General features: G+C 60.4%; 26 protein-coding genes. 10 read left to right on the forward strand and 16 right to left on the reverse strand.

Going from position 1 to position 26233, the window contains the following annotated elements; genetic code table 11:
- Nucleotides 1-210 precede the first annotated feature (210 nt).
- On the forward strand, nucleotides 211-1635 hold the full coding sequence (locus tag IHQ43_RS26295) for a peptidoglycan DD-metalloendopeptidase family protein (RefSeq protein WP_192562591.1): 1425 nt from the start codon (nucleotides 211-213) through the stop codon (nucleotides 1633-1635).
- Nucleotides 1636-1638: 3 nt separating this feature from the next.
- Entirely contained in the window at nucleotides 1639-2730 is a 1092-nt protein-coding gene (locus tag IHQ43_RS26300) for an anhydro-N-acetylmuramic acid kinase (RefSeq protein ID WP_192562592.1), read from the forward strand.
- Nucleotides 2731-2802: 72 nt separating this feature from the next.
- Here the strand turns inward: IHQ43_RS26300 and erpA are convergent, their stop codons facing one another.
- Together erpA and argC are read right to left on the reverse strand one after the other, a co-directional pair.
- The gene (gene erpA / locus IHQ43_RS26305; protein ID WP_192562593.1) at nucleotides 2803-3153 is read right to left on the reverse strand and encodes an iron-sulfur cluster insertion protein ErpA; all 351 of its coding nucleotides are present in this window, start codon (nucleotides 3151-3153) and stop codon (nucleotides 2803-2805) included.
- Between the two features lie 168 nt (nucleotides 3154-3321).
- Nucleotides 3322-4356, reverse strand: coding sequence for an N-acetyl-gamma-glutamyl-phosphate reductase (argC, locus tag IHQ43_RS26310; protein ID WP_192562594.1), 1035 nt, complete (start codon nucleotides 4354-4356; stop codon nucleotides 3322-3324).
- A 135-nt stretch (nucleotides 4357-4491) separates the two neighbouring features.
- Between argC and hemJ the strand changes: the two genes are divergently transcribed.
- The 6 genes from hemJ (at nucleotide 4492) to coq7 (ending at nucleotide 8967) form a co-directional block, all read left to right on the forward strand.
- Nucleotides 4492-4920 (forward strand): protoporphyrinogen oxidase HemJ, encoded by a 429-nt coding sequence (hemJ, locus tag IHQ43_RS26315; protein ID WP_085688426.1) that lies wholly within the window; start codon nucleotides 4492-4494, stop codon nucleotides 4918-4920.
- Nucleotides 4921-4953: 33 nt separating this feature from the next.
- On the forward strand, nucleotides 4954-5922 hold the full coding sequence (locus IHQ43_RS26320) for an NAD(P)H-dependent flavin oxidoreductase (RefSeq protein WP_192562595.1): 969 nt from the start codon (nucleotides 4954-4956) through the stop codon (nucleotides 5920-5922).
- Nucleotides 5923-5992: 70 nt separating this feature from the next.
- On the forward strand, nucleotides 5993-6943 hold the full coding sequence (locus IHQ43_RS26325; RefSeq protein WP_192562596.1) for a DUF805 domain-containing protein: 951 nt from the start codon (nucleotides 5993-5995) through the stop codon (nucleotides 6941-6943).
- A 61-nt stretch (nucleotides 6944-7004) separates the two neighbouring features.
- Complete coding sequence (locus IHQ43_RS26330) at nucleotides 7005-7793, forward strand: SDR family NAD(P)-dependent oxidoreductase (RefSeq protein WP_007956321.1); 789 nt, start codon at nucleotides 7005-7007, stop codon at nucleotides 7791-7793.
- An 80-nt stretch (nucleotides 7794-7873) separates the two neighbouring features.
- Nucleotides 7874-8212 carry a histidine triad nucleotide-binding protein gene (locus IHQ43_RS26335; protein ID WP_003228789.1) on the forward strand — a complete coding sequence of 113 codons (339 nt, stop codon included), beginning with the start codon at nucleotides 7874-7876 and terminating at the stop codon, nucleotides 8210-8212.
- 107 nt (nucleotides 8213-8319) lie between these two features.
- Nucleotides 8320-8967: a 2-polyprenyl-3-methyl-6-methoxy-1,4-benzoquinone monooxygenase gene (gene coq7 / locus IHQ43_RS26340; protein WP_007956317.1), complete on the forward strand. Its 648-nt coding sequence runs from the start codon at nucleotides 8320-8322 to the stop codon at nucleotides 8965-8967.
- Nucleotides 8968-9028: 61 nt separating this feature from the next.
- On the opposite strand, the gene speD is transcribed toward coq7, so the two are convergent.
- Nucleotides 9029-9823 carry an adenosylmethionine decarboxylase gene (speD, locus tag IHQ43_RS26345; RefSeq protein WP_007956315.1) on the reverse strand — a complete coding sequence of 265 codons (795 nt, stop codon included), beginning with the start codon at nucleotides 9821-9823 and terminating at the stop codon, nucleotides 9029-9031.
- A 237-nt stretch (nucleotides 9824-10060) separates the two neighbouring features.
- Nucleotides 10061-10483, reverse strand: a complete 423-nt coding sequence (locus IHQ43_RS26350; RefSeq protein WP_007966429.1) for an OsmC family protein — start codon at nucleotides 10481-10483, stop codon at nucleotides 10061-10063.
- 236 nt (nucleotides 10484-10719) lie between these two features.
- On the opposite strand from IHQ43_RS26350, the gene crp reads away from it, so the two are divergent.
- The gene (gene crp / locus IHQ43_RS26355; protein WP_192562597.1) at nucleotides 10720-11364 is read left to right on the forward strand and encodes a cAMP-activated global transcriptional regulator CRP; all 645 of its coding nucleotides are present in this window, start codon (nucleotides 10720-10722) and stop codon (nucleotides 11362-11364) included.
- Between the two features lie 10 nt (nucleotides 11365-11374).
- Here crp and IHQ43_RS26360 read toward each other — a convergent pair whose 3' ends face one another.
- The 4 genes from IHQ43_RS26360 to IHQ43_RS26375 all read right to left on the reverse strand — a co-directional run bounded on the left by IHQ43_RS26360 (nucleotide 11375) and on the right by IHQ43_RS26375 (nucleotide 14654).
- On the reverse strand, nucleotides 11375-12073 hold the full coding sequence (locus tag IHQ43_RS26360; protein ID WP_192562598.1) for a lipoate--protein ligase family protein: 699 nt from the start codon (nucleotides 12071-12073) through the stop codon (nucleotides 11375-11377).
- Between the two features lie 95 nt (nucleotides 12074-12168).
- Nucleotides 12169-13005: an indole-3-glycerol phosphate synthase TrpC gene (gene trpC, locus IHQ43_RS26365; RefSeq protein WP_007956311.1), complete on the reverse strand. Its 837-nt coding sequence runs from the start codon at nucleotides 13003-13005 to the stop codon at nucleotides 12169-12171.
- A complete protein-coding gene (gene trpD, locus IHQ43_RS26370; protein ID WP_007956310.1) occupies nucleotides 13002-14051 on the reverse strand; it encodes an anthranilate phosphoribosyltransferase in 1050 nt (349 codons plus the stop codon). The genes trpC and trpD overlap by 4 nt, the downstream gene beginning before the upstream one ends.
- 9 nt (nucleotides 14052-14060) lie before the next feature.
- Nucleotides 14061-14654: an aminodeoxychorismate/anthranilate synthase component II gene (locus IHQ43_RS26375; RefSeq protein WP_007956309.1), complete on the reverse strand. Its 594-nt coding sequence runs from the start codon at nucleotides 14652-14654 to the stop codon at nucleotides 14061-14063.
- 403 nt (nucleotides 14655-15057) lie between these two features.
- Here IHQ43_RS26375 and estP point away from each other — a divergent pair, with 403 nt between their 5' ends.
- Entirely contained in the window at nucleotides 15058-16968 is a 1911-nt protein-coding gene (estP, locus tag IHQ43_RS26380; RefSeq protein WP_192562599.1) for an esterase EstP, read from the forward strand.
- A gap of 70 nt (nucleotides 16969-17038) precedes the next feature.
- On the opposite strand, the gene trpE is transcribed toward estP, so the two are convergent.
- The 8 genes from trpE to IHQ43_RS26420 all read right to left on the reverse strand — a co-directional run bounded on the left by trpE (nucleotide 17039) and on the right by IHQ43_RS26420 (nucleotide 26032).
- On the reverse strand, nucleotides 17039-18517 hold the full coding sequence (trpE, locus tag IHQ43_RS26385; RefSeq protein ID WP_192562600.1) for an anthranilate synthase component I: 1479 nt from the start codon (nucleotides 18515-18517) through the stop codon (nucleotides 17039-17041).
- 71 nt (nucleotides 18518-18588) lie between these two features.
- A complete protein-coding gene (locus IHQ43_RS26390; RefSeq protein ID WP_192562601.1) occupies nucleotides 18589-19407 on the reverse strand; it encodes a phosphoglycolate phosphatase in 819 nt (272 codons plus the stop codon).
- Nucleotides 19404-20078 (reverse strand): ribulose-phosphate 3-epimerase, encoded by a 675-nt coding sequence (rpe, locus tag IHQ43_RS26395; RefSeq protein ID WP_007918813.1) that lies wholly within the window; start codon nucleotides 20076-20078, stop codon nucleotides 19404-19406. The genes IHQ43_RS26390 and rpe overlap by 4 nt, the downstream gene beginning before the upstream one ends.
- 114 nt (nucleotides 20079-20192) lie before the next feature.
- Nucleotides 20193-21341 carry an iron-containing alcohol dehydrogenase gene (locus IHQ43_RS26400; RefSeq protein WP_192562602.1) on the reverse strand — a complete coding sequence of 383 codons (1149 nt, stop codon included), beginning with the start codon at nucleotides 21339-21341 and terminating at the stop codon, nucleotides 20193-20195.
- A 193-nt stretch (nucleotides 21342-21534) separates the two neighbouring features.
- Nucleotides 21535-22359 (reverse strand): ABC transporter permease, encoded by an 825-nt coding sequence (locus IHQ43_RS26405; protein ID WP_011336198.1) that lies wholly within the window; start codon nucleotides 22357-22359, stop codon nucleotides 21535-21537.
- Between the two features lie 12 nt (nucleotides 22360-22371).
- Entirely contained in the window at nucleotides 22372-23619 is a 1248-nt protein-coding gene (locus tag IHQ43_RS26410; protein ID WP_007959935.1) for an ABC transporter permease, read from the reverse strand.
- A gap of 196 nt (nucleotides 23620-23815) precedes the next feature.
- A complete protein-coding gene (locus IHQ43_RS26415; RefSeq protein ID WP_007959933.1) occupies nucleotides 23816-24859 on the reverse strand; it encodes an ABC transporter substrate-binding protein in 1044 nt (347 codons plus the stop codon).
- 48 nt (nucleotides 24860-24907) lie between these two features.
- Entirely contained in the window at nucleotides 24908-26032 is a 1125-nt protein-coding gene (locus IHQ43_RS26420) for an ABC transporter ATP-binding protein (RefSeq protein WP_192562603.1), read from the reverse strand.
- Nucleotides 26033-26233 lie beyond the last annotated feature (201 nt).

Below are 26233 nucleotides of genomic sequence, written 5' to 3' on the forward strand. Positions count from 1 at the left end.
AACAGACCCGCAAGGCTCAGATTCAAAGGGAACCAACCATACAAGATCGCGCACCAAATACAAGTTTTGCCCGGCGCACGGACACCAATCCACGGACAGGGAGCCCACAGACTTGCTTCAGAGATGATTTGGTTATATTTTATACAGTTATTTCATCTTCATCATGTCATTCATCTTTTCCAATTCATCTTTTTCAAAGTCAAATTACTTATGACCACTGAACCGTCTAAAGCGCCACCGCTTTACCCGAAGACCCACCTGCTCGCCGCAAGTGGGATCGCCGCCCTTCTCAGCCTGGCGCTCCTGGTGTTTCCATCCAGCGATGTTGAAGCCAAAAAGACAACGCTAAGCCTTGAACTGGAAAGTCCTGCTGAACAACTGACACAAGATCAAGACGCTGCTGACGCCGTTCAAGCCACAAATGAGCCAGCAGCCTCCCCTTTCGCACAGATCGAAAACAGCGCCGAAGAGACGCAGCAATCCGCTCAGGCTGCACCAGCGCCGACACCGGTAGTCGAAGAAAAGAAGGCCCCAAATCACAGGGAAGTGATCGTCTCCAAGGGCGATACGCTTTCTACACTGTTCGAGAAAGTCGGCCTCCCGGCCGCGGCCGTCCATGAAGTGCTGGCCAGCGATAAACAAGCCAAACAGTTCAGCCAGCTCAAACATGGCCAGAAACTCGAATTCGAATTGAACCCACAAGGCCAGCTGACCAACCTCCACAGTAAGGTCAGCGACGTTGAAACCATCACCCTGACCAAGAACGACAAGGGTTATGTGTTCAACCGCGTTACCGCCAAACCGACTGTTCGCACCGCCTATGTACACGGCGTGATCAACAGCTCGCTGTCGCAGTCCGCTGCCCGCGCAGGCCTGTCCCACAGTCTGACCATGGACATGGCCAGTGTCTTTGGCTACGACGTCGACTTCGCTCAGGATATTCGTCAGGGCGATGAGTTCGATGTGATCTATGAACAGAAAGTGGTCAACGGCAAAGCCGTTGGCAACGGTCCGATCCTGTCCGCCCGATTCACCAACCGCGGCAAGACTTACACCGCCGTGCGTTACACCAACAAGCAGGGCAACAGCAGCTATTACACCGCCGATGGCAACAGCATGCGCAAGGCGTTCATCCGTACACCGGTGGACTTCGCCCGCATCAGCTCGAAGTTCTCCATGGGCCGCAAACACCCTATCCTCAACAAAATCCGCGCCCACAAAGGCGTCGACTACGCCGCTCCACGCGGCACGCCGATCAAGGCTGCCGGCGACGGCAAAGTGCTGTTGGCCGGTCGTCGCGGCGGTTACGGCAACACCGTGATCATTCAGCACGGCAACACTTACCGTACGCTGTATGGCCACATGCAGGGCTTCGCCAAGGGCGTGAAGACCGGCGGCACCGTCAAACAGGGCCAGGTAATCGGTTACATCGGCACCACCGGCCTGTCCACCGGCCCGCACCTGCACTATGAGTTCCAGGTCAATGGTGTTCACGTCGATCCATTGGGCCAGAAGCTGCCGATGGCCGATCCGATCGCCAAATCCGAACGCGCTCGCTTCCTGGCGCAGAGCCAGCCATTGATGGCTCGCATGGACCAGGAAAAAGCCACCATGCTGGCTTCGAGCAAACGTTAAGCCATGGCTCTGTATATCGGCGTGATGTCCGGAACCAGTCTCGACGGGCTGGACATCGCCCTGATCGAGCAATCCTCGGCGATCAATCTGGTCGCCACGCACTACATCCCCATGCCTGAAACCCTGCGCGCCGAGCTGCTTGGCTTGTGCGCCAGCGGCCCTGACGAAATCGCCCGCTCGGCGATTGCCCAGCAGAACTGGGTGAAGCTCGCCGCGCAAGGGATCCATGCCCTCCTCGAACAACAACAGCTCAAGCCTGAAGCCATTCGCGCGATCGGCAGCCACGGCCAGACCATTCGCCACGAACCCGCACGCGGTTTCACCGTGCAGATCGGCAACCCCGCCCTGCTGACCGAGCTGACAGGCATTACAGTCGTCAGTGACTTCCGCAGTCGCGATGTGGCCGCCGGCGGCCAGGGCGCCCCTTTGGTCCCGGCTTTTCATGAAGCGTTATTCGTAGAGAGTACCGGCAACCGCGCGGTCCTGAATGTCGGCGGTTTCAGCAATCTCAGTCTGATTGAGCCGAACAAGCCTGTAGCCGGTTTCGACTGCGGGCCGGGGAATGTGCTGATGGATGCCTGGATTCATCAGCAACGGGGCGAGAACTACGACCGTAACGGGCAGTGGGCAGCCAGCGGCAAGGTTGAACCGACCCTGCTGAAAGCCCTGCTCAGCGATCCGTTTTTCCTGACCCAAGGCCCGAAGAGCACCGGCCGCGAAGTCTTCAACCTACCCTGGCTGGAGCAGCAACTGTCGCGCCTGCCAGGTTTCGCACCCGAAAACGTACAGGCGACACTGCTCGAACTGACGGCACTGACCATCGTGGAATCACTGCAAAGCGCTCAATCGAATACCGAAGAGCTCCTGGTCTGCGGGGGCGGCGCCCACAACGCCACGCTGATGAAGCGCTTGGCCGACCTGCTACCCAACGCAAAAGTCGCCAGTACCGCGACCCACGGCGTCGATCCGGACTGGGTCGAGGCCATGGCCTTCGCCTGGCTGGCCCACTGCTGTCTGGAAGGCATTGCCGCCAACCGCCCGAGCGTCACCGGCGCCAAAGGCCTGCGCGTACTCGGCGCCATCTACCCCAACTGACAAATCGCAGATAACAAAACGCCGCAGAACCGTGAGGTTCTGCGGCGTTTTATTGTGTTCGGTGAAACGCGGTCAGATCGAGAACGAGGAGCCGCAACCACAAGTGGTGGTGGCATTCGGGTTCTTGATCACGAAACGCGAGCCTTCCAGACCCTCTTGATAATCCACCTCGGCACCCGCCAGGTACTGGAAGCTCATCGGATCGACCACCAGACTGACGCCTTCGCGCTCGACAATGGTGTCGTCCTCGGCAACATCTTCATCGAAGGTGAAGCCGTACTGAAACCCTGAACAACCGCCGCCCGTAACGAATACGCGCAGCTTCAAGCGATCATTCCCCTCTTCATCGACCAGGCTCTTCACCTTGTGCGCGGCACATTGAGTGAATTGCAAAGCCGTGGGGGTGAAGGATTCGACGCTCATGCTGACTATCTCCCGGCGTTACGCCGCCATAATGCGTGATGACGCGCATTATCCGCTTGTCCTAGAAAATCGGTCAACTATTGTTACGGTATATCAATAAAGCTGATCAACCGACCAGAATGCAAAAAGGCCCGTTAGACGGGCCTTTTTACCAAGCAAGATCAGCCGTTACGGCAGCATGCCGGCGTGGGACAGACCAAAACGCTCATCCAGTCCGAACAGGATGTTCATGTTCTGTACCGCCTGACCCGACGCGCCCTTGACCAGGTTGTCGATCACCGACAGCACCACCACCAGATCACCATCCTGGGGACGGTGAACCGCGATGCGGCAGACGTTGGCACCGCGCACGCTGCGGGTTTCCGGATGGCTGCCGGCCGGCATCACATCGACGAACGGCTCATTGGCATAACGCTTCTCGAACAACGCCTGCAGATCCACCGAGCGATCCACCACGGTCGCGTAGAGCGTGGAGTGAATGCCACGTATCATCGGCGTCAGGTGCGGCACGAAAGTCAGGCCGACATCCTTGCCCGCTGCACGACGCAGCCCCTGACGGATTTCCGGCAGATGACGGTGACCTTTCACCGCATAGGCCTTCATGCTTTCCGACGTCTCGGAGTACAGCGAGCCTACGGCAGCACCACGACCGGCGCCGCTGACACCGGATTTGCAGTCGGCGATCAGGTGCGAAGTGTCGGCAATGCCCGCCTCAAGCAACGGCAGGAAACCCAGTTGCGTAGCGGTCGGATAGCAACCCGGCACTGCAATCAGACGTGCTTTCTTGATCTGCTCACGATTGACTTCCGGCAAACCGTAAACCGCCTCGTCCAGCAGCTCCGGCGCGCCGTGTGGCTGGCCGTACCACTTGGCCCATTCATCCGCGTCCTGCAGACGGAAGTCAGCCGACAGGTCGATAACCTTGGTGCCGGCCGCCAGCAGTTCGCCGGCCAGTGCGTGGGCAACGCCGTGCGGAGTGGCGAAGAACACCACGTCGCAAGCGCCCAGGGTCTTGATGTCTGGCACGCTGAATGCGAGACCGTCGTAGTGACCGCGCAGGTTAGGGTACATATCAGCCACGGCCAGACCGGCCTCGGATCGGGAAGTGATCACTACCACTTCTGCTTGCGGATGCTGTGCCAACAGACGCAGCAGTTCGACACCGGTGTAACCCGTGCCGCCGACGATACCGACCTTGACCATAAACCTGCCCTCAACGAACCCACTGGAAAGCCGTCGATAATAGGGGCCGCGCGCCCCTGCGACAACCGTCAAGGTGACGTGCGGACGCTCAAGCCTCTACTATCCGGCCTACCGTGAATCAGGGAATAACCAAAAATGCTCTATCTGTGGATCAAAGCGCTACATATCGTCAGCATCGTGTGCTGGTTTGCCGGCCTCTTCTATCTTCCGCGACTGTTCGTTTATCACGCGCAAAGTGAAGACACGATCAGCAAGGAACGCTTCAGCATCATGGAGCGCAAGCTGTATCGCGGCATCATGGGCCCGGCGATGATCGCCGCGCTGATCTTCGGCGGCTGGCTGATCTACCTGAACCCTGGCATCTTCAGCAGCGGTGGCTGGATCCACGCCAAACTGACGCTGGTTGTGCTGCTGATCGGTTATCACCACATGTGCGGCGCGCAGGTAAAACGTTTCGCCCGTGGCGAGAACACCCGCAGCCATGTCTTTTATCGCTGGTTCAATGAAGTGCCGGTTCTGATATTGCTGGCTATCGTAATTCTGGTCGTGGTCAAGCCGTTCTAACTTCAACAAATACAACTTTCCGGGGTACTTCCGATGTCGCTGCCCGCTCTGCTCGAACAACGTCTGCGCCTGCCCGTAGTAGCGGCACCGATGTTCCTGATCTCCAATCCCGAACTGGTGCTGGCGTGCTGCCGCAACGGCGTGGTGGGCAGCTTCCCGGCGCTGAATCAACGCGAAAGCAGCGGCTTCAAGGCCTGGCTGGAGCAGATCGAAGCAGGGCTGGCGACATTGGAGAACCCGGCGCCGTACGCGGTGAACCTGATCGTCCACCACAGCAACCCGCGCCTGCAGGCTGACTTGAACATCTGCGTCGAACACAAAGTCCCCATCGTCATCACCAGCCTTGGTGCGGTGAAGGAACTGGTAGACGCCGTGCACAGTTACGGCGGCCTGGTCTTCCACGATGTGACAACACGCCGCCATGCCGAGAAAGCTGCCGAGGCCGGTGTCGATGGTTTGATCGCTGTTGCAGCCGGCGCCGGTGGGCACGCCGGGACCTGGAGCCCGTTTTCGCTGATCGCCGAGATCCGCGAGTTCTTCGACAAGACCCTGTTGCTTGCAGGATGTTTGAACCATGGACATGAGATTCTCGCCGCACAACTGCTCGGCGCGGATCTGGCCTACTTCGGGACGCGATTTATCGGTACCACTGAAAGTCATGCGCCTGACGCCTACAAGGAGATGCTGCTGACTGCCAAAGCCGCCGACATCATTCATACTCCTGCCGTGTCCGGTGTACCGGCCAGTTTCATGCGTCAAAGCCTGGAGGCTGCCGGTTTCGACATGGCAGCCCTGCAAGGCAAGGGTGAAGTGAACTTCGGCGACAAGCTCAAGCCGATCAACGACGAAGCCAAGGCCTGGAAAACCGTGTGGTCGGCGGGTCAGGGCGTAGGGCAGATCGACGATCTGCCAAGCGTGGATCAACTGGTAGCGCGTCTAGATGCCGAGTACCGCCAGGCCCTGGAGCACGCAGCGCAACTGCCGAAACGCTGGCCACGTTGAATGAAACCCGGCCAGTCGCTGTCTGACTGGCCTTAGACTCAATTTATCTCGCGACAAGGATGCCTCGGCCATGAGCGAACCCCGTTACAAGATCGTTTTCGACGGCGCGCTCCAGCCCGGCGTCGATATCACCACGGCCAAGCTCAAACTGGCCGATCTGTTCAAAAGCGATGTCGCCGCCATCGAGCGCCTGTTCAATGGTCGCACCGTCGCGCTCAAGCGTGATCTTTCGCACAGCGATGCGCAGACTTATCTGCAAGCGCTGGGCAAGACAGGGATCGATGCCCGGATCGAAACCGAAACGCCCATCGAGCTGAACCTGTCGGATGTCCACGAGCAAAGCGCCGCCGTCGCGGAGCCTGACTCGCCTTATGCGCCCCCTCGCGCCGCCGTCGGTGAAAGCCTGGCGGCATTCGCGCTTCTCAAACCGCTCAGCGTCGAAGGTCGGATCGGCCGCTTGCGTTACCTGGCATGGTCGATGGTCTTGAGCCTGGTAGCCCTGCCAATCGTCAGCGTGTTCGCGCTGATCGGCCTGGGCCTGGTGAGCGCCGACTCGACGACCGGCCTGATCATCGGCGGTCTCCTCGCCTTCTTCCTGTTTCTGGCCTTCGCGATCGTCGGCATCCTGTTCAGCATCCAGCGCTTGCACGACATTGGCTGGTCCGGTTGGCTCTGGCTGCTGACGCTGGTGCCTTTCGTGGGCAGTTTCTTCCCGCTGGTGATCATGGTCGTGCCGGGCAATACCGGCGCCAATCGCTATGGCCCACCGCCTCCGCCGAACAGCACGGCGGTCAAAGTGCTGTGCTCGCTGTGGATCGTGTTTATCGGACTGTTTTTTGTGGGTGGCATGCTGGGCGGGATCACCGCCATCCAGCAAGAGTACGAAAGCAGTCTTGAAAGCAGCTATGAAAGCGGTTCGGTGACCACCGATGAAATCGATGTCGAAGTCGAACCCGCCGCGAATTCGGCAGACGATGCAGCCGAAGCCGCCCTCGCCCCTGTAGACTCTGCGAAAGAATGAACAACGCGCCCCGCCGTGACACCTGCGTCCACGGCGCGGCGCTGTTGCGATGGAGATTTGCATGACCCGTTACGCTCTGATCACCGGCGCCTCAAGCGGTATCGGCCTGGCCATGGCCGAGGCCCTAGCACGCCGTGGCCGCAGCCTGATTCTGGTGGCCCGCCAGCGTGATCAGCTGGAAAGCATTGCGATTGAACTGACCCAGCGCTTCGGCGTGGAGGTGCTGTTCCGTGCCTGTGACCTCGGCGAGCCGCTGCGCCTGTCCGGTTTCCTGCTGGAGCTGGAAGAAGGCGACCGGCAGATCGATCTGCTGGTCAATTGCGCCGGCATCGGTACTTGCGGCCCGTTCCTGGCCCAGGACTGGATGACCGAACAGGACCTGATCGAAGTGAATATCCTCGCACTCACCCGCCTCTGCCATGCCATCGGCAACAGCATGGCGCTGCAGGGTGGCGGGCAGATTCTCAACGTCGCGTCGGTGGCAGCCTTCAATCCCGGGCCCTGGATGAGCACCTATTACGCCAGCAAGGCGTATGTTCTGCACTTCTCGGAAGCACTGCGGGTGGAATTGAAGAAATGCGCGGTCAAGGTGTCGGTACTGTGCCCCGGCCCGACCCGCACCGCGTTCTTTCGCACCGCGCAACTGAACAACGACAAGCTCAACGCCAGCAAACTGCTGATGAGTCCCGAGGAGGTCGCGCTGTATACCGTGCGCGCCCTGGAGAAAAACCGCGCAATCATCATTCCGGGGCGCAGAAACCGCTGGTTCGCCTTTCTGCCACGGCTCGGTTCGCGCTGGCTCAATCGCACGATTGTCGGCATGGTCAACAAGGCTTACTGCCCGCGCTGAAGGGCCGGCAGGCAAATGGCTGGGCGCGGTGTTCCCCCGTGGGTACACTCAGGCCAGCCCAAACAACGGAGAAAACAGCTGTGGATACTCTGTTCACCAAGATCATCAACCGGGAAATCCCGGCGAAGATCATCTACGAGGACGACCAGGTTCTGGCGTTCCACGACATCGCCCCACAGGCGCCGGTGCATTTTCTGGTGATCCCGAAGAAACCGGTGCGCACCCTCAACGACCTGACCGAAGACGACAAGGCACTGGCCGGACACATCCTGTTCACCGCCCAGCGTCTGGCGCTGGAACTGGGCTGCGAGGAAGGCTTCCGGGTGGTGATGAACTGCAATGAAAAGGGTGGGCAGACCGTCTACCACATACATATGCACGTACTCGGTCAACGCCAGATGAACTGGCCTCCGGGCTGATTCAACCCGGAGATCGGTGGGAGCGCCCGGCTCCCACATGACCCAGCGCAAACCTTCACCGGCCGATTCGGTTAAACTGGCCGCCGAGATTCTTCCCGGAGGTCAGCATGACTACCCAACGTCACTACTCGCCCATTGATCGTCTTCTGCTGCAAGCCGATGCCGCAATGCGTACCTTGCTGCCCTTCAGCGGCCAGCCGTACCGTCCGTCGCCGGCAATCGTGCAGCCCGATGTGCAGATGAGCGATGAGGACACCCGCCACGTCGCCGGTCTGATGCGCATCAACCACACCGGCGAAGTCTGCGCCCAGGCGCTGTATCAGGGCCAGGCGCTGACCGCCAAGCTGCCGCAGGTGCGCGAGGCCATGGAGCATGCGGCCGAAGAAGAGATCGATCATCTGGTCTGGTGCGAACAGCGCATTCATCAGTTGGGCAGCCATACCAGCGTGCTCAATCCGCTGTTCTATGGCATGTCGTTCGGGATCGGCGCGGTCGCCGGGCTGATCAGCGACAAGGTCAGTCTCGGGTTTGTCGCCGCCACCGAGCATCAGGTGTGCAAGCATCTGAACGAGCATCTGGAACAACTGCCGGCCGAGGATGAAAAATCCCGGGCGATTCTGGAACAGATGCGTATAGATGAAGAACATCACGCGGAAAGCGCACTGGAGGCCGGCGGCTTCCGCTTCCCGGCGCCGGTGAAGTTCGGCATGAGCCTGTTGGCCAAAGTGATGACCAAGAGCACTTACCGGATCTGAAAAACGCCCATAAAAAAGGCGACTGCCGCAAAGCAGTCGCCTTTTTTTGTGCCCGGATTTCTTAGCTCGGCATATTGCGCGCGTAGAAGATTTCCAGCATTTCGTGTTTCACACGCTCGGTCACCTGAGCGCGTTGCTCGGAAGACAGGTTGCTGGTGGCATCGCCGAACAGGTAATTGTCCAGTTCGAAGTTCTTCAGCAGCATTTTGGTGTGGAACAGGTTTTCCTGGTACACGTTCACGTCGGTCATCTGGTACGCGTCGCGGGTGTCTTCGGAGAGGTAGTTCTGGATCGAGTTGATCTCGTGGTCGATGAAGTGCTTGTTGCCTTCAACGTCACGGGTGAAGCCGCGCACACGGTAATCCACGGTCACGATGTCCGAATCGAACTGGTGAATGAGGAAATTGAGCGCTTTGAGCGGTGAAATGACACCACAGGTCGACACGTCGATGTCCACACGGAAGGTCGCGATACCGGCATCCGGATGGATTTCCGGGTAGGTGTGCACCGTGATGTGGCTCTTGTCGAGGTGGGCCAGGATGATTTCGGGCAACGGGCCCGGGGACTCTTCGATCTGGCTTTCGGTCGGGGTCACCGGCTCTTCCGAGATCAGAATCGTGACGCTGGCACCCTGAGGCTCATAGTTCTGACTCGCAATGTTCAGAATGTTGGCACCAATGATTTCGACAACTTCCGTGAGGATCTGCGTCAGGCGTTCGGCGTTGTACTCTTGATTGATGTACTCGACGTAAGCCTGCTGGTCTTGCGGGGTTTCCGCGTAGCAGATGTCATAGATGTTGAAGCTCAAGGTCTTTGTCAGGTTATTGAACCCGTGGAGCTTGAGTTTGCTTTTCACCGTTAAAAACTCTCTATGTATGCGGCACGGCCGCGTGATCAAGCATGCCCGTCAAGTGCGAACAACGCACCTGCGTAGGACGGTTAACACCTCTTCGCGATGGCGATTTTGGTTATCTGTTCAGGCGGATGACCCGTCGGTTGACTGATCACGGCCCTGAAAAAAGTGGCGCATTATGCAGACGTCAGCGGGGGATCGCCAGAGTCTGCACTGCTTTTATGATAGTTGAATGTCGCTTCAACCGAGTTCGACGATTTCGTAGTCGTGGGTGATCGCTACGCCGGCCGCGCCGAGCATGATCGAGGCCGAGCAATACTTCTCGGCAGACAGTTCGATGGCCCGTTTGACCTGGGCTTCTTTCAGACTCCGGCCCTTGACCACAAAGTGCATGTGGATCTTGGTGAACACCTTCGGATCTTCGGTCGCGCGCTCGGCTTCCAGAAAGGCTTCACAGCTTTCAACGGCCTGACGGGACTTCTTCAAAATGCTGACCACGTCGAAATTGCTGCAACCGCCGACACCCAGCAGGAGCATTTCCATCGGGCGGACACCCAGGTTACGACCACCGGCGTCCGGCGGACCGTCCATGACCACGACATGACCGCTGCCGGATTCGCCGAGGAACATGGCTTCGCCAGCCCATTGGATGCGTGCCTTCATCGCCAAGACTCCACTGTAGAAAAAAGGGTCGCCAGCTTAGCACAGGGCCCCGCCGGGACAGCGAGCAGGTTCCTAGGACGAATCCACCTTTAACGTAGGTGATTTCTCGAAATTTCGACGAAGTGTCTGGTAAGCTGGCGCCAATTCACTGGCGCCTTTGCCAGACTGTGTAGCGACCGCCTCAGCGCCTCATATAAAAACCAAATATAACCGTGCAGTCTTTTCGGGATACAACCATGGTTGGTATTACCCCCACACCCAAAATCAAGAACCTCGACAAGCTGCTGATGCATTGCCAGCGCCGGCGTCACGCGGCCAAGAGCAACATCATCTGCGCCGGGGATCGCTCGGATACGCTGTACTTCATCATCCGGGGTTCGGTCACGATCCTGATCGAGGACGACGACGGCCGCGAGATGATCATCGCCTACCTGAATGCCGGGGACTTTTTCGGCGAGTTGGGTCTGTTCGAAGAAGCCGGCCAGGAACAACAGCGCAGCGCCTGGGTGCGGGCCAAGGTTGAATGCGAAGTCGCGGAAATCAGCTACTCCAAGTTCCGTGAATTGTCGCAGCAGGATCCGGACATTCTTTACGTGCTCAGCGGACAAATTGCACAACGCCTGCGCAATACTACCCGCAAGGTCGGCGACCTGGCGTTCTTCGACGTCACCGGTCGTGTCGCTCGCTGTTTGCTGGAGCTGTGCAAACAACCGGACGCGATGACCCACCCGGACGGCATGCAGATCAAGGTGACCCGTCAGGAAATCGGCCGGATTGTCGGTTGCTCACGGGAGATGGTCGGTCGCGTGCTCAAGGATCTTGAGGAGCGCAACCTGGTGGATGTGAAAGGCAAGACCATGGTGGTCTTCGGCACTCGCTGAGCTCGAATGCTCAGCCGGTGTAGATCTGCGCCAGCATCAGACGAAAGAGCTCATCGAGACGCGCCAGTGCATGGGGCGCCGGGAATTTTTCATGCAGAGCGATGTGACTGGCGGCACGTACCCGCTGCTCCAGACCACACGCTTCGTTGAAGCGATTGACCGCCGCAACCATCGACTCACGTTCGTCATCCACCAGCATCGCACCGTGCACCAAACCCACCGGACGCTGACCGCCCTGACTCTGACGCCAGCGCTGGGCGGTACCTACCATCTTGCGACCGTCGAGATTGACGTTGAAGCGCCCATCGCAGAATGCACCGTCGATTTCACCCAACGACGAAGTGCCACCCAACTCATCCAGCAACTCGCAGATCGGATCGCACAGCCGCCGGTAAGCGGTTTCGATGCGGTTCAGATCGCCTTCGCTGCGAGGCGGTGCGTAGACCAGTGCAATGTTGATGGTGGAAGCCGATTGCGGAACCGGTTCGCCGCCGGTTTCACGCAACAGCACCGGCCAACCGGCAGCAGCGGAGACTTCGCAGGCGGGATCGAATCCGGGCAAGCGATTCAAACGGCGAGGCATGACCAAAGCGCGATCGCTGGGCTGCCAGAACAGCAAGCCGAATTCGGCATCACCAGCGCAGACCGAGGCCAGCAGATCCTGTTCGGCTTGCAGGCCGGCTTCGATGGTCAGGGAAGTGGGGATCATAAGGTTTCCATAGGACGTTGAGTCTGAGGTGAATCTTATGCCGCCTTCGCGGGCAAGCCCGCTCCCACAGGGGACGGGCGCCTGCGAAGACTTGATCAGTCGAGGGTCGAACCGCTCACCGGCACGCCGCGCTCCGGGAAGAACAGACGCTGCAGCTCGATGCCCGGGCTTTCGGCGCGCATGAACGCTTCACCGACCAGGAACGCGTAAACGTCGCTGATTTCCATCAGCTCGACATCGGCACGGTTGAGGATCCCGCTCTCGGTGATGACCAGACGATCGCGCGGAATGCGCGGCAGCAGGTCGAGGGTGGTTTCCAGGCTCACGTCAAAGGTGTGCAGGTTGCGGTTGTTGACCCCGACCAGCGGCGTGTCGAGGGTTTTTAACGCGCGCTCCAGCTCATCGCCGTCGTGCACCTCCACCAGCACGTCGAGGCCGACGTCTTTGGCGACCGACGCCAGTTCGGCCATTTTCACATCATCCAGCGCGGAGACGATCAACAGCACGCAATCGGCGCCCAGGGCACGGGCTTCGACGATCTGGTACGGATCGATCATGAAGTCCTTGCGGATGACCGGCAGAGAGCACGCGGCGCGGGCCTGTTGCAGGTAGGCATCGGCGCCCTGGAAGTAGTCGATGTCGGTCAGCACCGACAGGCAGGTCGCCCCACCCTTCTCGTAGCTTTTGGCGATGTCGGCGGGAACGAAGTTCTCGCGGATCACGCCCTTGCTCGGCGACGCCTTCTTGATTTCGGCGATCACTGCCGGTTGTTTCTTCTTGGCCTGCGCCAGCAATGCCTGGGCAAAACCACGGGGTGCATCGGCCGCCTTGGCCAGACTTTCCAGCTCGCTCAGGCTCACACGGGCGCTACGCTCGGCGACTTCCTGAACCTTGCGGGCCAGAATGTTTTCCAGAACCGTCGGTACACTCATCCCTCATTCTCCACTTTGAATACCGCGGTAAAGGCACCCAACTCCTCGAGTTTTTCCCGAGCAAGACCGGTGTGCAGAGCGTCGTGGGCCAGTGCCACGCCCTCTTTCAGACTTGTCGCCAGATCGGCGGCGTACAGCGCCGCACCGGCATTGAGCACGATCATTTCGGCAGCCTTCTGACCGTTCTCGGTCTTGCGCTTGCCCAGTGCATCGCGGATCAGCGCCAGCGACGCTTCCGGGCCTTCGACCGACAGACCGTGCAGGCTCTGGCTCTTCATGCCCAGATCTTCCGGCTCGACCCAATATTCGGTGATCTGATCGTCCTTCAGCTCGGCGACAAAGGTCGGCGCCGCCAGACTGAACTCGTCCAGACCGTCCTTCGAATGCACCACCAGCACGTGCTTGCTGCCCAGGCGCTGCAAGACTTCAGCCAGCGGCCGGCACAGCGCCGGGGTGAACACGCCCACCACCTGATGTTTCACACCGGCCGGATTCGTAAGCGGGCCAAGCATGTTGAACAGGGTGCGCAGGCCGAGATCGCGACGCGGGCCGGCGGCGTATTTCATGGCTTTGTGGTGGGTCTGGGCAAACATGAAACCGATACCGACGTTGTCGATGCAGCGCGCCACCTGAACCGGGGTCAGGTTGAGGTAGATGCCGGCGGCTTCCAGCAGATCGGCGCTGCCGCTCTTGCCCGATACCGCACGGTTACCGTGTTTGGCCACGGTGCAGCCAGCTGCGGCGACCACGAAGGAAGACGCGGTCGACACGTTGAAAATGTTCGCCCCGTCACCGCCGGTGCCGACCACATCGACCACGCGGTCGAGGGTCTGGAGTTCGACCTTGTCCGCCAATTCGCGCATCACCGACACGGCGCCGACGATCTCGTCGATGCTTTCGCTCTTCATGCGCATGGCCATCATGAACGCACCGATCTGCGCGTCCGTGCATTGGCCGGTCATGATTTCGCGCATCACGTCGCGCATTTCATCGGTGCTGAGGTCAAGGTGATCGACGATACGGCTCAGGGCTGTCTTGATATTCATGGAAAGTCCTTAGCGCGTGCCGCCGGTTTGTTTGAGGAAGTTGGCGAACAGTTCGTGGCCCTGCTCGGTGAGGATCGATTCCGGGTGGAACTGTACGCCCTCGATGTTCAGGGTCTTGTGACGCAGGCCCATGATTTCGTCGACCGAGCCGTCATCGTGCTGGGTCCACGCCGTCAGCTCCAGGCAATCGGGCAACGTTTCGTGTTTGACGATCAGGGAATGATAGCGGGTGACGGTCAGCGGGCGGTTCAGACCGGCAAACACGCCCTTGTCCTCGTGGAATACCGGGCTAGTCTTACCGTGCATTACCTGGCGGGCGCGGACGACATCGCCGCCAAAAGCCTGGCCGATGGACTGGTGACCGAGGCAGACACCGAGGATCGGCAATTTGCCGGCGAAATGCTTGATGGCTTCGATGGAGATACCGGCTTCGGTCGGTGTGCACGGGCCCGGGGATACCACGATCCGCTCAGGGTTGAGTGCTTCGATTTCGGCAATGGTCAGTTCGTCGTTGCGCACCACCTTGACCTCGGCCCCCAGCTCGCCGAGGTATTGCACAACGTTGTAAGTAAAGGAGTCGTAGTTGTCGATCATCAGCAACATGGCGTTTCGAACCTCTTGAATTCTGACTTGAAGACAGCCTTCGGATGACTTGCCAGGGCGCTGCACACTGTCGGACGCGCAGGTCGCATCGGCACAGCGGCATTTCAAACGGGCAAGGAAGGCAAAGCGATACAGATCCGGCGGGGCCGGCAGAAAAGATTCAGGCGCGCCAACGCCAGCGGGCGTGTGCCTTGATGACTTGATCCAGAAGTTTGCTGGTGATCAACACGGGGAAGGTCTCGTTCATACGTTTCGGCACAGTAACTTAGCTGGACGGAGCGTGCAATATGGCCGGGGTCGTGGGGGATAAAACAATCGGAGGGTTGACGACCGATGGCAAAACGCCGGAAGTTTTTGGTACTGTCGTTTCGTTCACTACAACAATAAATAAACGGACTTGCTCATGATCAAACAGACGTTGTTTGTACCGCTCGCCGGATGCCTGCTCGCGATGGCCTGCGCCCAGGCGAATGCCGCACCCAACCCTTATTCCAATTTCGTGGTCTTCGGCGACAGTCTCAGCGACGCGGGGACCTTCACCGACAGCGGCGGTCCCGCCGGATCGGGCAAACGCTTCACCAACCGCACGGGCCCGAACTATCAGGACGGCAGCGGTGAGTTCTACTCGCTCAACGCCACCCAATTGCTCGGCGGCCGTCTCGGCTTCACCCCGGATCAGACCGCCGCCTCGTCCTCTACCGTACGCCCCGACCAAGGTTTGCCGGATGGCAACAACTGGGCCGTGGGCGGCTATCGCACCGACCAGATTCTCGACTCGATCACCAGCCAGTCCGCCACCGGCGAACGCACCCGCGCCGGTTATCTGCCGTCGAACGGTTTCCGTGCCGACCCGAATGCCCTGTATTACCTGACCGGGGGCGGCAACGATTTCCTCCAGGGCCGCGTCACCAGTCTTCCTCAAGCGAATGCCGCCGCCGATCGACTGGTCGACAGCGTACGCACGCTGCAAGGCGCCGGCGCCCGCTACATCATGGTCTGGCTGTTGCCGGACATCGGCCTGACCCCGGCCATCAACGGTTCGCCGCTGCAGGCTTTCACCTCGCAACTCAGCGCCCAGTTCAACACCGAACTGGTCAGCCAGCTGCAGAGCGTCAATGCCAACGTCATTCCGCTGAACGTCCCGGTACTGCTCAAAGAAGCGTTCGCCAATCCGGCGCAGTTCGGTCTGGCAACCGACCAGAACCTGGTCGGCACCTGCTTCAGCGGCAACAGCTGCACGGAGAACGCCCGATACGGGATCAACAGCGTCACCCCGGACCCGACCAAGCTGATCTACAACGACGCCGTCCACCCGACCGAAGCCGGGCAGCGCCTGATTGCCGATTACGCCTACTCGCTGCTGGCCGCGCCATGGGAAGCGACCCTGCTTCCGCAAATGGCCCAAGGCACCTTGCGCTCGCACCAGGATGAACTGCGCAACCAGTGGCTGGCGGATTGGGAAAACTGGCAGACCGTTGGCCAATGGCGGGCGATTGTCGCCGGTGGCGGCCAGCATCAGGACTTCGACAGCCAGCGCAGCGGCGCCAGCGCCGACGGCAACGGTTACAACCTGAACATCGGCGGCAGCTACCGTCTCAACGACGCCTGGCGCGTGGGCGTGGCGGCCGGTTTCTACAATCAGAAACTCGAGGCCGGCGACAACGACTCGGACTACAAGCTGAACACTTACCTCGGCACCGCGTTCGCCCAGTACCAGCAGAACCGCTGGTGGGGTGACGCCGCCGTGACCGCCGGGCATCTGGATTACGACAGCCTCAAACGCAAATTCCAGCTGGGGGTCAACGAACGCGGGGAGAAAGGCGATACCGACGGCTATGTTCTGGCCTTCAGTGGACGCGTGGGTTACGACATTGCGCCAGAAGCGAGCAGCCCATGGCACCTGTCGCCATTCGTCAGTGCCGACTTTGCCAAAGTTGAAGTCGATGGTTATTCGGAAAACGGCGCCGACTCCACCGCGCTGACGTTCGATGACCAGTCGCGCATATCCCGCCGTCTCGGCCTTGGGTTCCAGGGCAAGTACCAGATCACCCCGCAGACCCAGGTGTTCGGCGAACTGGCCCATGAGCGCGAGTACAACGACGACACCCAGAATGTGACGATGAACCTCAACAGCCTGCCGAACAATCGCTACACCCTGGCCGGCTATGCCCCTCAAACCAACCTGAACCGCCTGAACCTGGGCGTGAGCCACAACCTCACCAAGGATCTGGCATTGCGCGCCAGCTACGACATCCGCAAGGATGACGACTTCACCCAGCAAGGGATCAACGTCGGCGTAGCGCTCGACTTCTGATTCGCAGGCCATAAAAAACGCGGCGCCCTCACAGGCGCCGCGTTTTTTTTATGGATGAAGCATCAATCACTCAGTCCGGGGTTTGCTCGGCCAGCGCAACCGCACGGAACATCGCCCGGCGCTTGTTGATGGTTTCTTCCCATTCCAGCGCCGGCACCGAGTCGGCGACGATGCCGCCACCGGCCTGCACGTGCAGTTCGCCGTTTTTGATCACGGCAGTACGGATCGCAATCGCGGTGTCCATGTTGCCGTTCCAGGCGAAGTAACCGACCGCCCCACCGTAGACGCCACGCTTGACCGGTTCCAGCTCGTCGATGATTTCCATCGCACGGATCTTCGGCGCGCCGGACAAGGTGCCCGCCGGCAGGATCGCCCGCAGCGCGTCCATCGCTGTCAGCCCGGCTTTCAACTGGCCGGTCACGTTGGACACGATGTGCATCACGTTGGAATAACGCTCGATGACCATCTTCTCGGTGAGCTTCACCGAGCCGATTTCCGATACGCGCCCGGTGTCGTTGCGACCGAGGTCGATCAGCATCAGGTGCTCGGCGATCTCCTTGTCGTCGGACAGCAGGTCTTCTTCCAGCGCCACGTCTGCCTCTTCGGTGGCCCCGCGAGGACGGGTGCCGGCAATCGGGCGCACGGTGATCAGGTTGTCTTCGACCCGCACCAGCACTTCCGGCGAACTGCCGACGACGTGGAAATCGCCGAAGTTGAAGAAGTACATGTACGGCGTCGGGTTGAAGCAACGCAGCGCGCGGTACAGATCGATCGGGGCAGCCTTGAAGTCGATCGACATGCGCTGGGACGGCACGACCTGCATGCAGTCACCGGCGAGGATGTATTCCTTGATGGTGTCGACGGCTTTTTCGTAGTCGTCCTGGGTGAAACTGGAGCGGAACACCGGCTCGGCCGCCTGCTGCTTGCTGAAATCCAGGCCACGGCGCGGAGTGATCGGCTGACGCAGTTTTTCCAGCAGTTGCTGCAATTGCGCTTGGCCCTGCTCGAAGGCATCGGCCTGAGCCGGATCGGCCAGCACGATCGCGTGCATCTTGCCGGCGAGGTTGTCGAACACCACCACCGCATCGGAGACCATCAGCAGAATGTCCGGTACACCCAGCGGATCCGGGTTCGGGCATTTGCCGAGGCGCTTCTCTACATAGCGCACGCAGTCATAACCGAAGTAGCCCACCAGACCGCCGTTGAAGCGCGGCAGACCGGCAATGGTCGGCACGTTGTAGCGGGCCTTGAAGGTTTCGACGAAGGCCAGCGGGTCTTCAACGTCATGGCTTTCGGTCTCGACGCCATCGACGGTGATACTCACGTGATGGTCGTGAACCCGCAGCACGGTACGGCATGGCAGGCCGATGATCGAGTAACGGCCCCATTTCTCGCCGCCCTGCACCGATTCGAGCAGGTAGGAGTTAGGTTGGTCGGCCAGTTTCAGGTAGATCGACAGCGGCGTGTCGAAGTCGGCCAGGGTTTCGCAGGCCAGCGGGATGCGGTTGTAGCCGTCAGCGGCCAGACGCAGGAATTCTTCGCGGATCATAGGGTGCCTCGTGGTGTGAGGTGCAAATCAGTCAGGTGTGCAAACGCGCCGGCAGGCCGGCCAGGAACAAGTCAGGCGCGCCAACGCCAGCGGGCCAGGGCCTTGATGACTTTCATCCAGAGTTTGCGGGTGACCACCACGATGGCGTTTCCAGAAGGGGATTGAGAAGCGTCGGGCAACGTTATCTCAGCGGCCGTATCCAGGCAACCGGGAATTAGCTTGCGCAGATCGTCGATCACCAGCGCCGGGGATTCCTCGGCAATCGGTCGGCCATGGTTGTAGCCATAACTCAGCGCAACACACTTGACCCCCGCCGCTTTCGCCGCCAGCACGTCGCTGCGCGAATCACCGACGAACAACGATTGCGAGGCCGGGATGCCGGACATCTTCATGACGAAGAACAGCGCCGCCGGGTCAGGCTTCTTCTGCGGCAGGGTATCGCCGCCGATGATCCACTTGAAGTAGCGGCCGATCTTCATCTGATCCAGCAGCGGCGCGACAAAACGCTCCGGCTTGTTGGTGATCAGCGCCATGGCTACGCCCTGCTTGTGCAGCCATTTGAGGGTATCGCGCACGCCGGGATAGACCACGGTCAGCTCATGGCTGGCGCCGTAGGCTTGCATGAAAACTTCCAGCGCATGCTCGGCTTCGACGTCATCCACGGAGGCATGGTCGATGCCACCGGCCAAAGCGCGGCGCACCAACACTGGCGCACCGTTGCCGACCCACTCGCGCACCGACTCGATACCGGCAGGCTTGCGCCCGAGGGAGAGCAGCATGTTATCCACCGCCGCCGCCAGGTCGGGTACCGAATCGATCAGCGTGCCATCCAGATCGAACATCACCAACCGCGGCAGTTGCCCCGGGAACAGCTGCTCAAATCCGCTCATGGGCGAGCCAGCGCCAGTTCGGAACGCATCTTGTCGATGACTTCCTGATAGTTCGGCGCATTGAAGATCGCCGAGCCGGCCACGAAGGTGTCGGCGCCGGCAGCGGCGATTTCACGGATGTTGTTAACGTTGACGCCGCCGTCGATTTCCAGGCGGATGTCACGACCCGAGGCATCGATGATCGCCCGCGCTTCACGCAGCTTGTCGAGGGTGCCGGGGATGAATTTCTGCCCGCCGAAACCCGGGTTGACGCTCATCAGCAAGACCATGTCGACCTTGTCGATCACGTACTTGAGCACGTCCAGCGGGGTCGCCGGGTTGAACACCAGGCCGGATTTGCAGCCGCCTTCACGGATCAGTTGCAGCGAACGATCGACGTGCAGCGTGGCTTCCGGGTGGAAGGTGATGTAGGTGGCGCCGGCCTCGATGAAGTCGCCGACGATGCGATCCACCGGGCTGACCATCAGGTGCGCGTCGATCGGCGCGGTCACGCCGTACTTGCGCAGTGCGGCGCAGACCATCGGGCCGATGGTCAGGTTCGGTACGTAGTGGTTGTCCATGACATCGAAGTGAACGAAGTCGGCACCGGCGGCCAGAACGTTGTCCACTTCCTCGCCCAGGCGGGCGAAGTCGGCGGAGAGAATCGACGGAGCAATAACGAAGGGCTGCATGACGCACCTTTTCTGAGCTAAATCACGATGGCGCGCATTGTATACCTCAAGTTTCCGCGCGCGCACCGTGACCGCGATGATTGGGTTGTGCCATGACCGATGACCGGCGGGTTCTCAGTACGCCGCCCGGTAGATCTTCTCGATGTCGGCGGCACTGAGCTTGCGCGGGTTGTTGCGCATCAGGCGCTCGATTCCCGCGGCCTCTACCGCCATGGCCGGGATCGCTTCTTCGGGCACGCCGAAACTGCGCAAGCCCAGCGGAATTTCTACCGCCGCGCACAGTTCGGTCATCGCAGCGACCGCACTGTCGGCGGCCTCATTGAGACTCAGATGAGCGGTCTTCACCCCCATGGCTTCGGCGATATCCTGCATCCGTTCGACGCAGGCCATCTTGTTCCAGGTCATGACATACGGCAGCAGCAACGCATTGCTGACGCCGTGGGCAATGTTGAAACGCCCACCCAGCGGATACGCCAGCGCATGCACCGCGCCAACCCCGGCATTGCCGAACGCCATGCCGGCCATCAGGCTGGCGGTGGCCATGTCTTCCCGGGCCTGCAGGTTGGAGGGATTGGCGTAGGCCTTGGGCAAGGACCGGGCGATCAATTTGATTGCGCCGATGGCCAGCGAATCGGTGATCGGCGAGGCATTCAGTGACAGGTAGGATTCGATGGCATGCACCAGCGCATCGACGCCACTGGCGGCGGTGACACTGCGCGGGCAGGTCAGGGTCATCTGCGGGCTGACCAGCGCCACGTCTGGCAAAAGGTAATCGCTGACGATGCCTTTCTTCAGTTGGGCGACCTTGTCCGAAAGTATGGCGACGTTGGTCACTTCAGAACCGGTGCCGGCGGTAGTCGGGATCGCAATCAGCGGCGGGCCTTTGCGCGGTACCTGATCGACGCCGAACAGATCTTCCAGCGCACCGTGATAACCGGCATATGCCGCGACGCTCTTGGCGATGTCGATGGCACTGCCGCCACCGAGACCGATCAGCCCGTCATGCCCGCCTTCGCGGTAGACACGCATGCAGTCCTCGACGATGGCGATCTCCGGATCGGGTAGCACCCGGTCGAAGATTTCGTACTCGCGCTCGCCGATCTGCGCCAGCGCCAGCTCAACCGTGCCGGACTTGACCAGCGCGGCATCGGTGACAATCAGCGGGTTATCGATGTCCAGCCGCGTGAGCTCGGCCGACAGTTGCTCGATGGCTCCGGCGCCGGTGATCAGTTTGTGAGCAATCTTGAACGAGGAAAGACTCATCGTGCGCAGCCTCTTATAGATGTGGGAGCTGAGCACAAGCGTAGCTGGGGAATTCGGGTTGTCTGTCATTCAGCGCATGAATGACTGACCGCACACTGATCGTTCCCACGCTCCGCGTGGGAATGCAGCCCGGGACGCTCCGCGTTCCATTCGGGAGCGGGAACGCGGAGCGAGGGAGCAATATCGAGCTGGTTCAGACCTGGGCAGTACGCAGCTTCTCACTCCGCCCACGCAACCACTCCAGCGTCAGCAGCAGAATCACCGAGAAGGCAATCAGCAGAGTCGCAGCCGCCGCGATCGTCGGGCTCAGGTTCTCGCGAATCCCGCTGAACATCTGCCGAGGCAACGTCGCTTGCTCGGGACCTGCGAGGAACAGCGTCACCACCACTTCATCGAACGAGGTCGCAAAGGCAAACAGCGCACCGGAAATCACCCCCGGCGCAATCAGCGGCAAGGTCACCCGACGGAACGTGGTCAGCGGCGAGGCGCCAAGGCTGGCCGCCGCCCGCACCAGATTGTGGTTGAACCCCTGCAACGTCGCCGACACCGTGATGATCACGAACGGCACACCGAGCACCGCGTGCACCACGATCAGCGAGAAGAAACTGTTGCCCAGGCCCAGCGGCGCGAAAAACAGGTAACTGGCCACACCGATGATCACCACCGGCACCACCATCGGCGAAATCACCAGCGCCATCACCAGCGGCTTGCCGGGGAAGTCGCCACGGGTCAGGCCGATGGCCGCCAGCGTACCGAAGACCATCGCCAGCACGGTCGCGGCCGGGGCGACGATGATGCTGTTCTTCAGCGAGCGCATCCATTCCGCCGAGGCGAAGAAGTCCTGATACCAGTGCAGCGAAAAGCCCTGCAGCGGATACACCAGAAAACTGCCCGAGTTGAACGACAGCGGCACGATCACCAGCACCGGTAGGATCAGGAACAACAGGATCAAGCCGCAGAGGATCCGCAAGCTGTAGAACCACACCCGCTCGACGGGCGACATATAAGGACTCAGCATTTCAAATTCCCCTTAGCTCAGGCGCAGGCGACTGGCGCCCACCAGCCAGCTGTAGATCAGATAAAGCACCACGGTCGCCAGCAGCAACAGTCCACCGAGTGCGGTCGCCATGCCCCAATTGATGCTGGTGTTGGTGTAGAACGCGACGAAGTAGCTGACCATCTGATCGTTCGGGCTGCCGAGCAGCGCCGGGGTGATGTAGTAGCCGATGGCGAGGATGAACACCAACAGGCAACCGGCGCCGACACCGGCGTAGGTCTGCGGGAAGTACACCCGCCAGAAACTGGCGAACGGATGGCAACCGAGGGAAATCGCGGCGCGCATGTAAGTCGGCGAGATGCCTTTCATCACGCTGTAGATCGGCAGGATCATGAACGGCAGCAGGATGTGCACCATCGAGATGTAGACCCCGGTGCGGTTGAACACCAGCTCCAGCGGTTTATCGATGATGCCCATCGCCATCAGCGCGCTGTTGATCAATCCGCCGGATTGCAGCAACACGATCCACGCCGCGACCCGTACCAGGATCGAGGTCCAGAACGGCAACAGCACCAGAATCATCAGCAGGTTGCTTTGACGCGACGGCAGATTGGCCAACAGGTACGCCAGTGGATAGGCCAGCACCAGGCAGATCACGGTGATGATCAGGCCCATCCAGAAAGTCCGGGCGAAGATGTCGAGGTAGATCGCCTGATCCGGAGTCGCCGGGGCAATTTCGCCGAGATCATCGATGCGGTGATCCACTGCTGCCAACAGATAGAACGGGGTGATGCTGCTGGTGTTGCGCTTCACCGCTTGCCAGTAGGCCGGATCGCCCCAACGCTCGTCGAGGCCCTCCAGCGCTTCTTTATAAGAGGCCGGTTCGCTGGCGAATGGCAGCGAGCGGGCAGTTTTGGTCAGCAGGCTGCGATAGCCGGCCAACTCCATGTTCAGGCGCTTGGACAGATCGCCCAGGGTCTGGTTTTTGCGCGCTTCGGCGAGGTCTTCGCTGGCGGCTTTGTAGACCGGTTCTGCGGGCAGGCCTCGGCCGTCCCACGCCGCAATCGCGGTCACGGTGCGCGGCATGCCGCCGACCACTTCCGGGTTGCCGACGCTTTTATAGAGCAGCGCCACGATCGGCACCAGGAACACCAGCAACAGAAACAGCACCAGCGGCGCGATCAGCGCCTGGGCCTTCCAGCGATTGACCCGCTCGGCGTGCTTGAGCCGCTGCTTCAAGGTGGGGCTGTTGCCCTCGTTCAGGGGAACGGCGATGGCCATGACGTACTCCGCAAATCTTTGATCGTTACAGAAGCAGTGAACCGCCGCTGTTGTGTTGGAACACCGCAGCCTGTGGGAGCGAGCTTGCTCGCGAATGCGGTCATTCAATCAACGAAGATGTTGAATGGGGTGGCCTCATCGCGAGCAAGCTCGCTCCCACAAGGGTGAGGCGAGCCGCCCTTGCAGGGTCGCGTGCTTACTTCGCAGCCCAGGAATTGAAGCGCTGCTCCAGTTGCTCGCCGTTGTCAGCCCAGAAGCTGACGTCGATCTGCACCTGGTTGGCGATGTTTTCCGGGGTGGTCGGCATGTCTTTCAGGATTGCCTTGTCCAGCAATGGCACTGCCTGAGAGTTGGCCGGGCCGTAGGCGATGTTTTCCGAGTAGGTCTTCTGCTGTTGCGGCTGCACCGAGAACGCGATGAATTTCTTCGCCGCTTCGGCACGCTTGGCGTCCAGGCCTTTCGGGATGGCCCAGGCGTCGAAGTCGTAGATGCCGCCGTTCCACACCACTTTCAGGTTGGATTCTTTCTGCACCGCAGCGATCCGGCCGTTGTAGGCCGAGCTCATGACCACGTCACCGGAAGCGAGGTATTGCGGCGGCTGGGCGCCGGCTTCCCACCACTGGATGTTCGGTTTCAGCTCATCCAGTTTCTTGAACGCGCGATCCTGACCGCCCTTGCTGGCCAGTTCCTTGTAGACGTCTTTCGGCGCAACGCCGTCGGCCATCAGTGCGAATTCGAGGGTGTACTTGGCGCCTTTGCGCAGGCCGCGCTTACCCGGGAATTTCTTGGTGTCCCAGAAATCCGCCCAGCTGGTCGGTGCGGTTTTCAGCTTGTCGGCGTTGTAGGCCAGCACGGTCGACCACACGAAGAAGCCCACGCCGCACGGCTGGATCGCGCCTTTGACGTAGTCTTCGGATTTACCGAACAGCGCAGGATCAAGCTGTTCGAACATGTCTTCGTCGCAGCCACGGGACAGTTCCGGCGATTCAACCTCTACCAGATCCCAGGACACGCTCTTGGTGTCGACCATGGCTTTGACCTTGGCCATCTCACCGTTGTACTCACCAGCGACGATCTTGCCGTTGCCCGCCGCTTCCCACGGTGCGTAGAAGGCTTTGACTTGCGCTGCCTTGTTCGCCCCGCCAAACGAAACCACGGTCAGATCAGGACCTGCGGCCATTGCGCTGGCCGCACCCATCAGGCCCAGGGTCAGGGCTGTGAACTTCAGGGATCTCAACATTTATTGTTCTCTCCACGTGCAGGGTTGGTGTTGGTATTGCGGGGCGTTTTAGTGCGCCTCTAGAAGAGGATCGAGCGCGCGAACGTGCTCGACCTGCCAGCCAAGCGGAACCACGTCGCCGACCGCGAGCGCTGGATCGAGCTCGGCAATCGGTTGTTTCACGAAGAAGTCGGTCTTGCCGCAGACTTCCAGGCGCACCCGGACGTGGTCGCCCAGATAGATGAATTCGGCCACCCGCCCGGAGAAGCGGTTGACGCATTGATCGCTAGAACCGTTGAGGCTGACGCGCTCCGGGCGGATTGAAAGGGTGACCGGCTCGCCGGTCTGGCCGATGTTGACCGCCAGCGCCTCGACCTTTTCCCCGCGCCCCAGCTCGACCACGCAGCGCTCGCCGTTCTGGCTGAGCAGGCGACCGTTGAGGCGATTGTTCTCGCCGATGAAGTTGGCGACGAAGGTGTTTTTCGGTTCTTCGTAAAGGGTGCGCGGCGGGGCGATCTGCTGGATCTCTCCTTGATGGAACACGGCAACGCGGTCAGACATGGTCAGGGCTTCGCCCTGGTCGTGGGTCACGTAGACCACGGTCACGCCGAGGCGCTGGTGCAGGTGTTTGATTTCCATCTGCATGTGTTCGCGCAGCTGTTTGTCGAGAGCGCCGAGAGGTTCGTCCATCAGCACCAGTTGCGGCTCGAACACCAGCGCACGGGCCAAAGCCACACGCTGTTGCTGGCCGCCGGACAGTTGCGCCGGGTAACGCGATGCGAACGCATCGAGCTGGACCATGCTCAGGACTTTCTTGACCTTGTCGCTGACGTCGCTCTTGTTCATGCCACGCACGGTCAGCGGGAACGCGAGGTTTTCAGCGACGGTCATGTGCGGGAACAACGCGTAGTTCTGGAACACCATGCCGATGTCGCGCTTGTGCGGCGGCACGTTGTTGATCGCCCGACCGGCCAGGAGGATTTCACCGGCGGTCGGGGTTTCGAAACCGGCGAGCATCATCAGGCTGGTGGTCTTGCCGGAGCCGGACGGCCCGAGCAGGGTCAGGAACTCGCCCTTGCGGATGTCCAGGTTGAGGTCTTTGACGATCAGGTTCTCGCCGTCGTAGCTCTTCTGCACTCCACGAAAGCTGACCAGCACATCGCTGGCCCCTGCGTTTGATTCGACCTGGCTCATACCCACACCTTTGTTATTGATGACTGCTGTGGGATTAAGCCTAGTGGCTGCTCACAGTCACGCAAATCGGGGCGCAGGAGAGAATCGCCTCAGCCGGATGGAAGTCCGGGGGTAGGGATTGCCCTACAAGGATGACGCTAATGGATAAGGCAGGGGAGAGCGCTGAGCTGCAAGCTTCAATAACAAGCAAAAGCGTGTGTC

The organism is Pseudomonas gozinkensis, from assembly GCF_014863585.1.
GTDB classification, from domain to species: Bacteria; Pseudomonadota; Gammaproteobacteria; order Pseudomonadales; family Pseudomonadaceae; genus Aquipseudomonas; species Aquipseudomonas gozinkensis.

Excerpts from the sequence above, each read along its gene's own strand:
- IHQ43_RS26420 (WP_192562603.1), bottom strand. The coding sequence starts at position 26,032 with ATGAGCCAGGTCGAATCAAACGCAGGGGCCAGCGATGTGCTGGTCAGC.
- IHQ43_RS26415 (WP_007959933.1), bottom strand. The coding sequence starts at position 24,859 with ATGTTGAGATCCCTGAAGTTCACAGCCCTGACCCTGGGCCTGATGGGT.
- trpD (WP_007956310.1), bottom strand. The coding sequence starts at position 14,051 with ATGAATATCAAGACAGCCCTGAGCCGTATCGTCGATCACCTTGACCTC.
- IHQ43_RS26400 (WP_192562602.1), bottom strand. The coding sequence starts at position 21,341 with ATGAGTCTTTCCTCGTTCAAGATTGCTCACAAACTGATCACCGGCGCC.
- IHQ43_RS26405 (WP_011336198.1), bottom strand. The coding sequence starts at position 22,359 with ATGCTGAGTCCTTATATGTCGCCCGTCGAGCGGGTGTGGTTCTACAGC.
- IHQ43_RS26330 (WP_007956321.1), top strand. The coding sequence starts at position 7,005 with ATGACCCGTTACGCTCTGATCACCGGCGCCTCAAGCGGTATCGGCCTG.
- IHQ43_RS26350 (WP_007966429.1), bottom strand. The coding sequence starts at position 10,483 with ATGAAGGCACGCATCCAATGGGCTGGCGAAGCCATGTTCCTCGGCGAA.
- IHQ43_RS26320 (WP_192562595.1), top strand. The coding sequence starts at position 4,954 with ATGTCGCTGCCCGCTCTGCTCGAACAACGTCTGCGCCTGCCCGTAGTA.
- IHQ43_RS26295 (WP_192562591.1), top strand. The coding sequence starts at position 211 with ATGACCACTGAACCGTCTAAAGCGCCACCGCTTTACCCGAAGACCCAC.
- erpA (WP_192562593.1), bottom strand. The coding sequence starts at position 3,153 with ATGAGCGTCGAATCCTTCACCCCCACGGCTTTGCAATTCACTCAATGT.
- IHQ43_RS26360 (WP_192562598.1), bottom strand. The coding sequence starts at position 12,073 with ATGATCCCCACTTCCCTGACCATCGAAGCCGGCCTGCAAGCCGAACAG.
- IHQ43_RS26300 (WP_192562592.1), top strand. The coding sequence starts at position 1,639 with ATGGCTCTGTATATCGGCGTGATGTCCGGAACCAGTCTCGACGGGCTG.
- hemJ (WP_085688426.1), top strand. The coding sequence starts at position 4,492 with ATGCTCTATCTGTGGATCAAAGCGCTACATATCGTCAGCATCGTGTGC.
- crp (WP_192562597.1), top strand. The coding sequence starts at position 10,720 with ATGGTTGGTATTACCCCCACACCCAAAATCAAGAACCTCGACAAGCTG.
- IHQ43_RS26390 (WP_192562601.1), bottom strand. The coding sequence starts at position 19,407 with ATGAGCGGATTTGAGCAGCTGTTCCCGGGGCAACTGCCGCGGTTGGTG.
- trpC (WP_007956311.1), bottom strand. The coding sequence starts at position 13,005 with ATGAGTGTACCGACGGTTCTGGAAAACATTCTGGCCCGCAAGGTTCAG.
- rpe (WP_007918813.1), bottom strand. The coding sequence starts at position 20,078 with ATGCAGCCCTTCGTTATTGCTCCGTCGATTCTCTCCGCCGACTTCGCC.
- coq7 (WP_007956317.1), top strand. The coding sequence starts at position 8,320 with ATGACTACCCAACGTCACTACTCGCCCATTGATCGTCTTCTGCTGCAA.
- argC (WP_192562594.1), bottom strand. The coding sequence starts at position 4,356 with ATGGTCAAGGTCGGTATCGTCGGCGGCACGGGTTACACCGGTGTCGAA.
- trpE (WP_192562600.1), bottom strand. The coding sequence starts at position 18,517 with ATGATCCGCGAAGAATTCCTGCGTCTGGCCGCTGACGGCTACAACCGC.
- IHQ43_RS26325 (WP_192562596.1), top strand. The coding sequence starts at position 5,993 with ATGAGCGAACCCCGTTACAAGATCGTTTTCGACGGCGCGCTCCAGCCC.
- IHQ43_RS26375 (WP_007956309.1), bottom strand. The coding sequence starts at position 14,654 with ATGTTGCTGATGATCGACAACTACGACTCCTTTACTTACAACGTTGTG.
- estP (WP_192562599.1), top strand. The coding sequence starts at position 15,058 with ATGATCAAACAGACGTTGTTTGTACCGCTCGCCGGATGCCTGCTCGCG.
- IHQ43_RS26410 (WP_007959935.1), bottom strand. The coding sequence starts at position 23,619 with ATGGCCATCGCCGTTCCCCTGAACGAGGGCAACAGCCCCACCTTGAAG.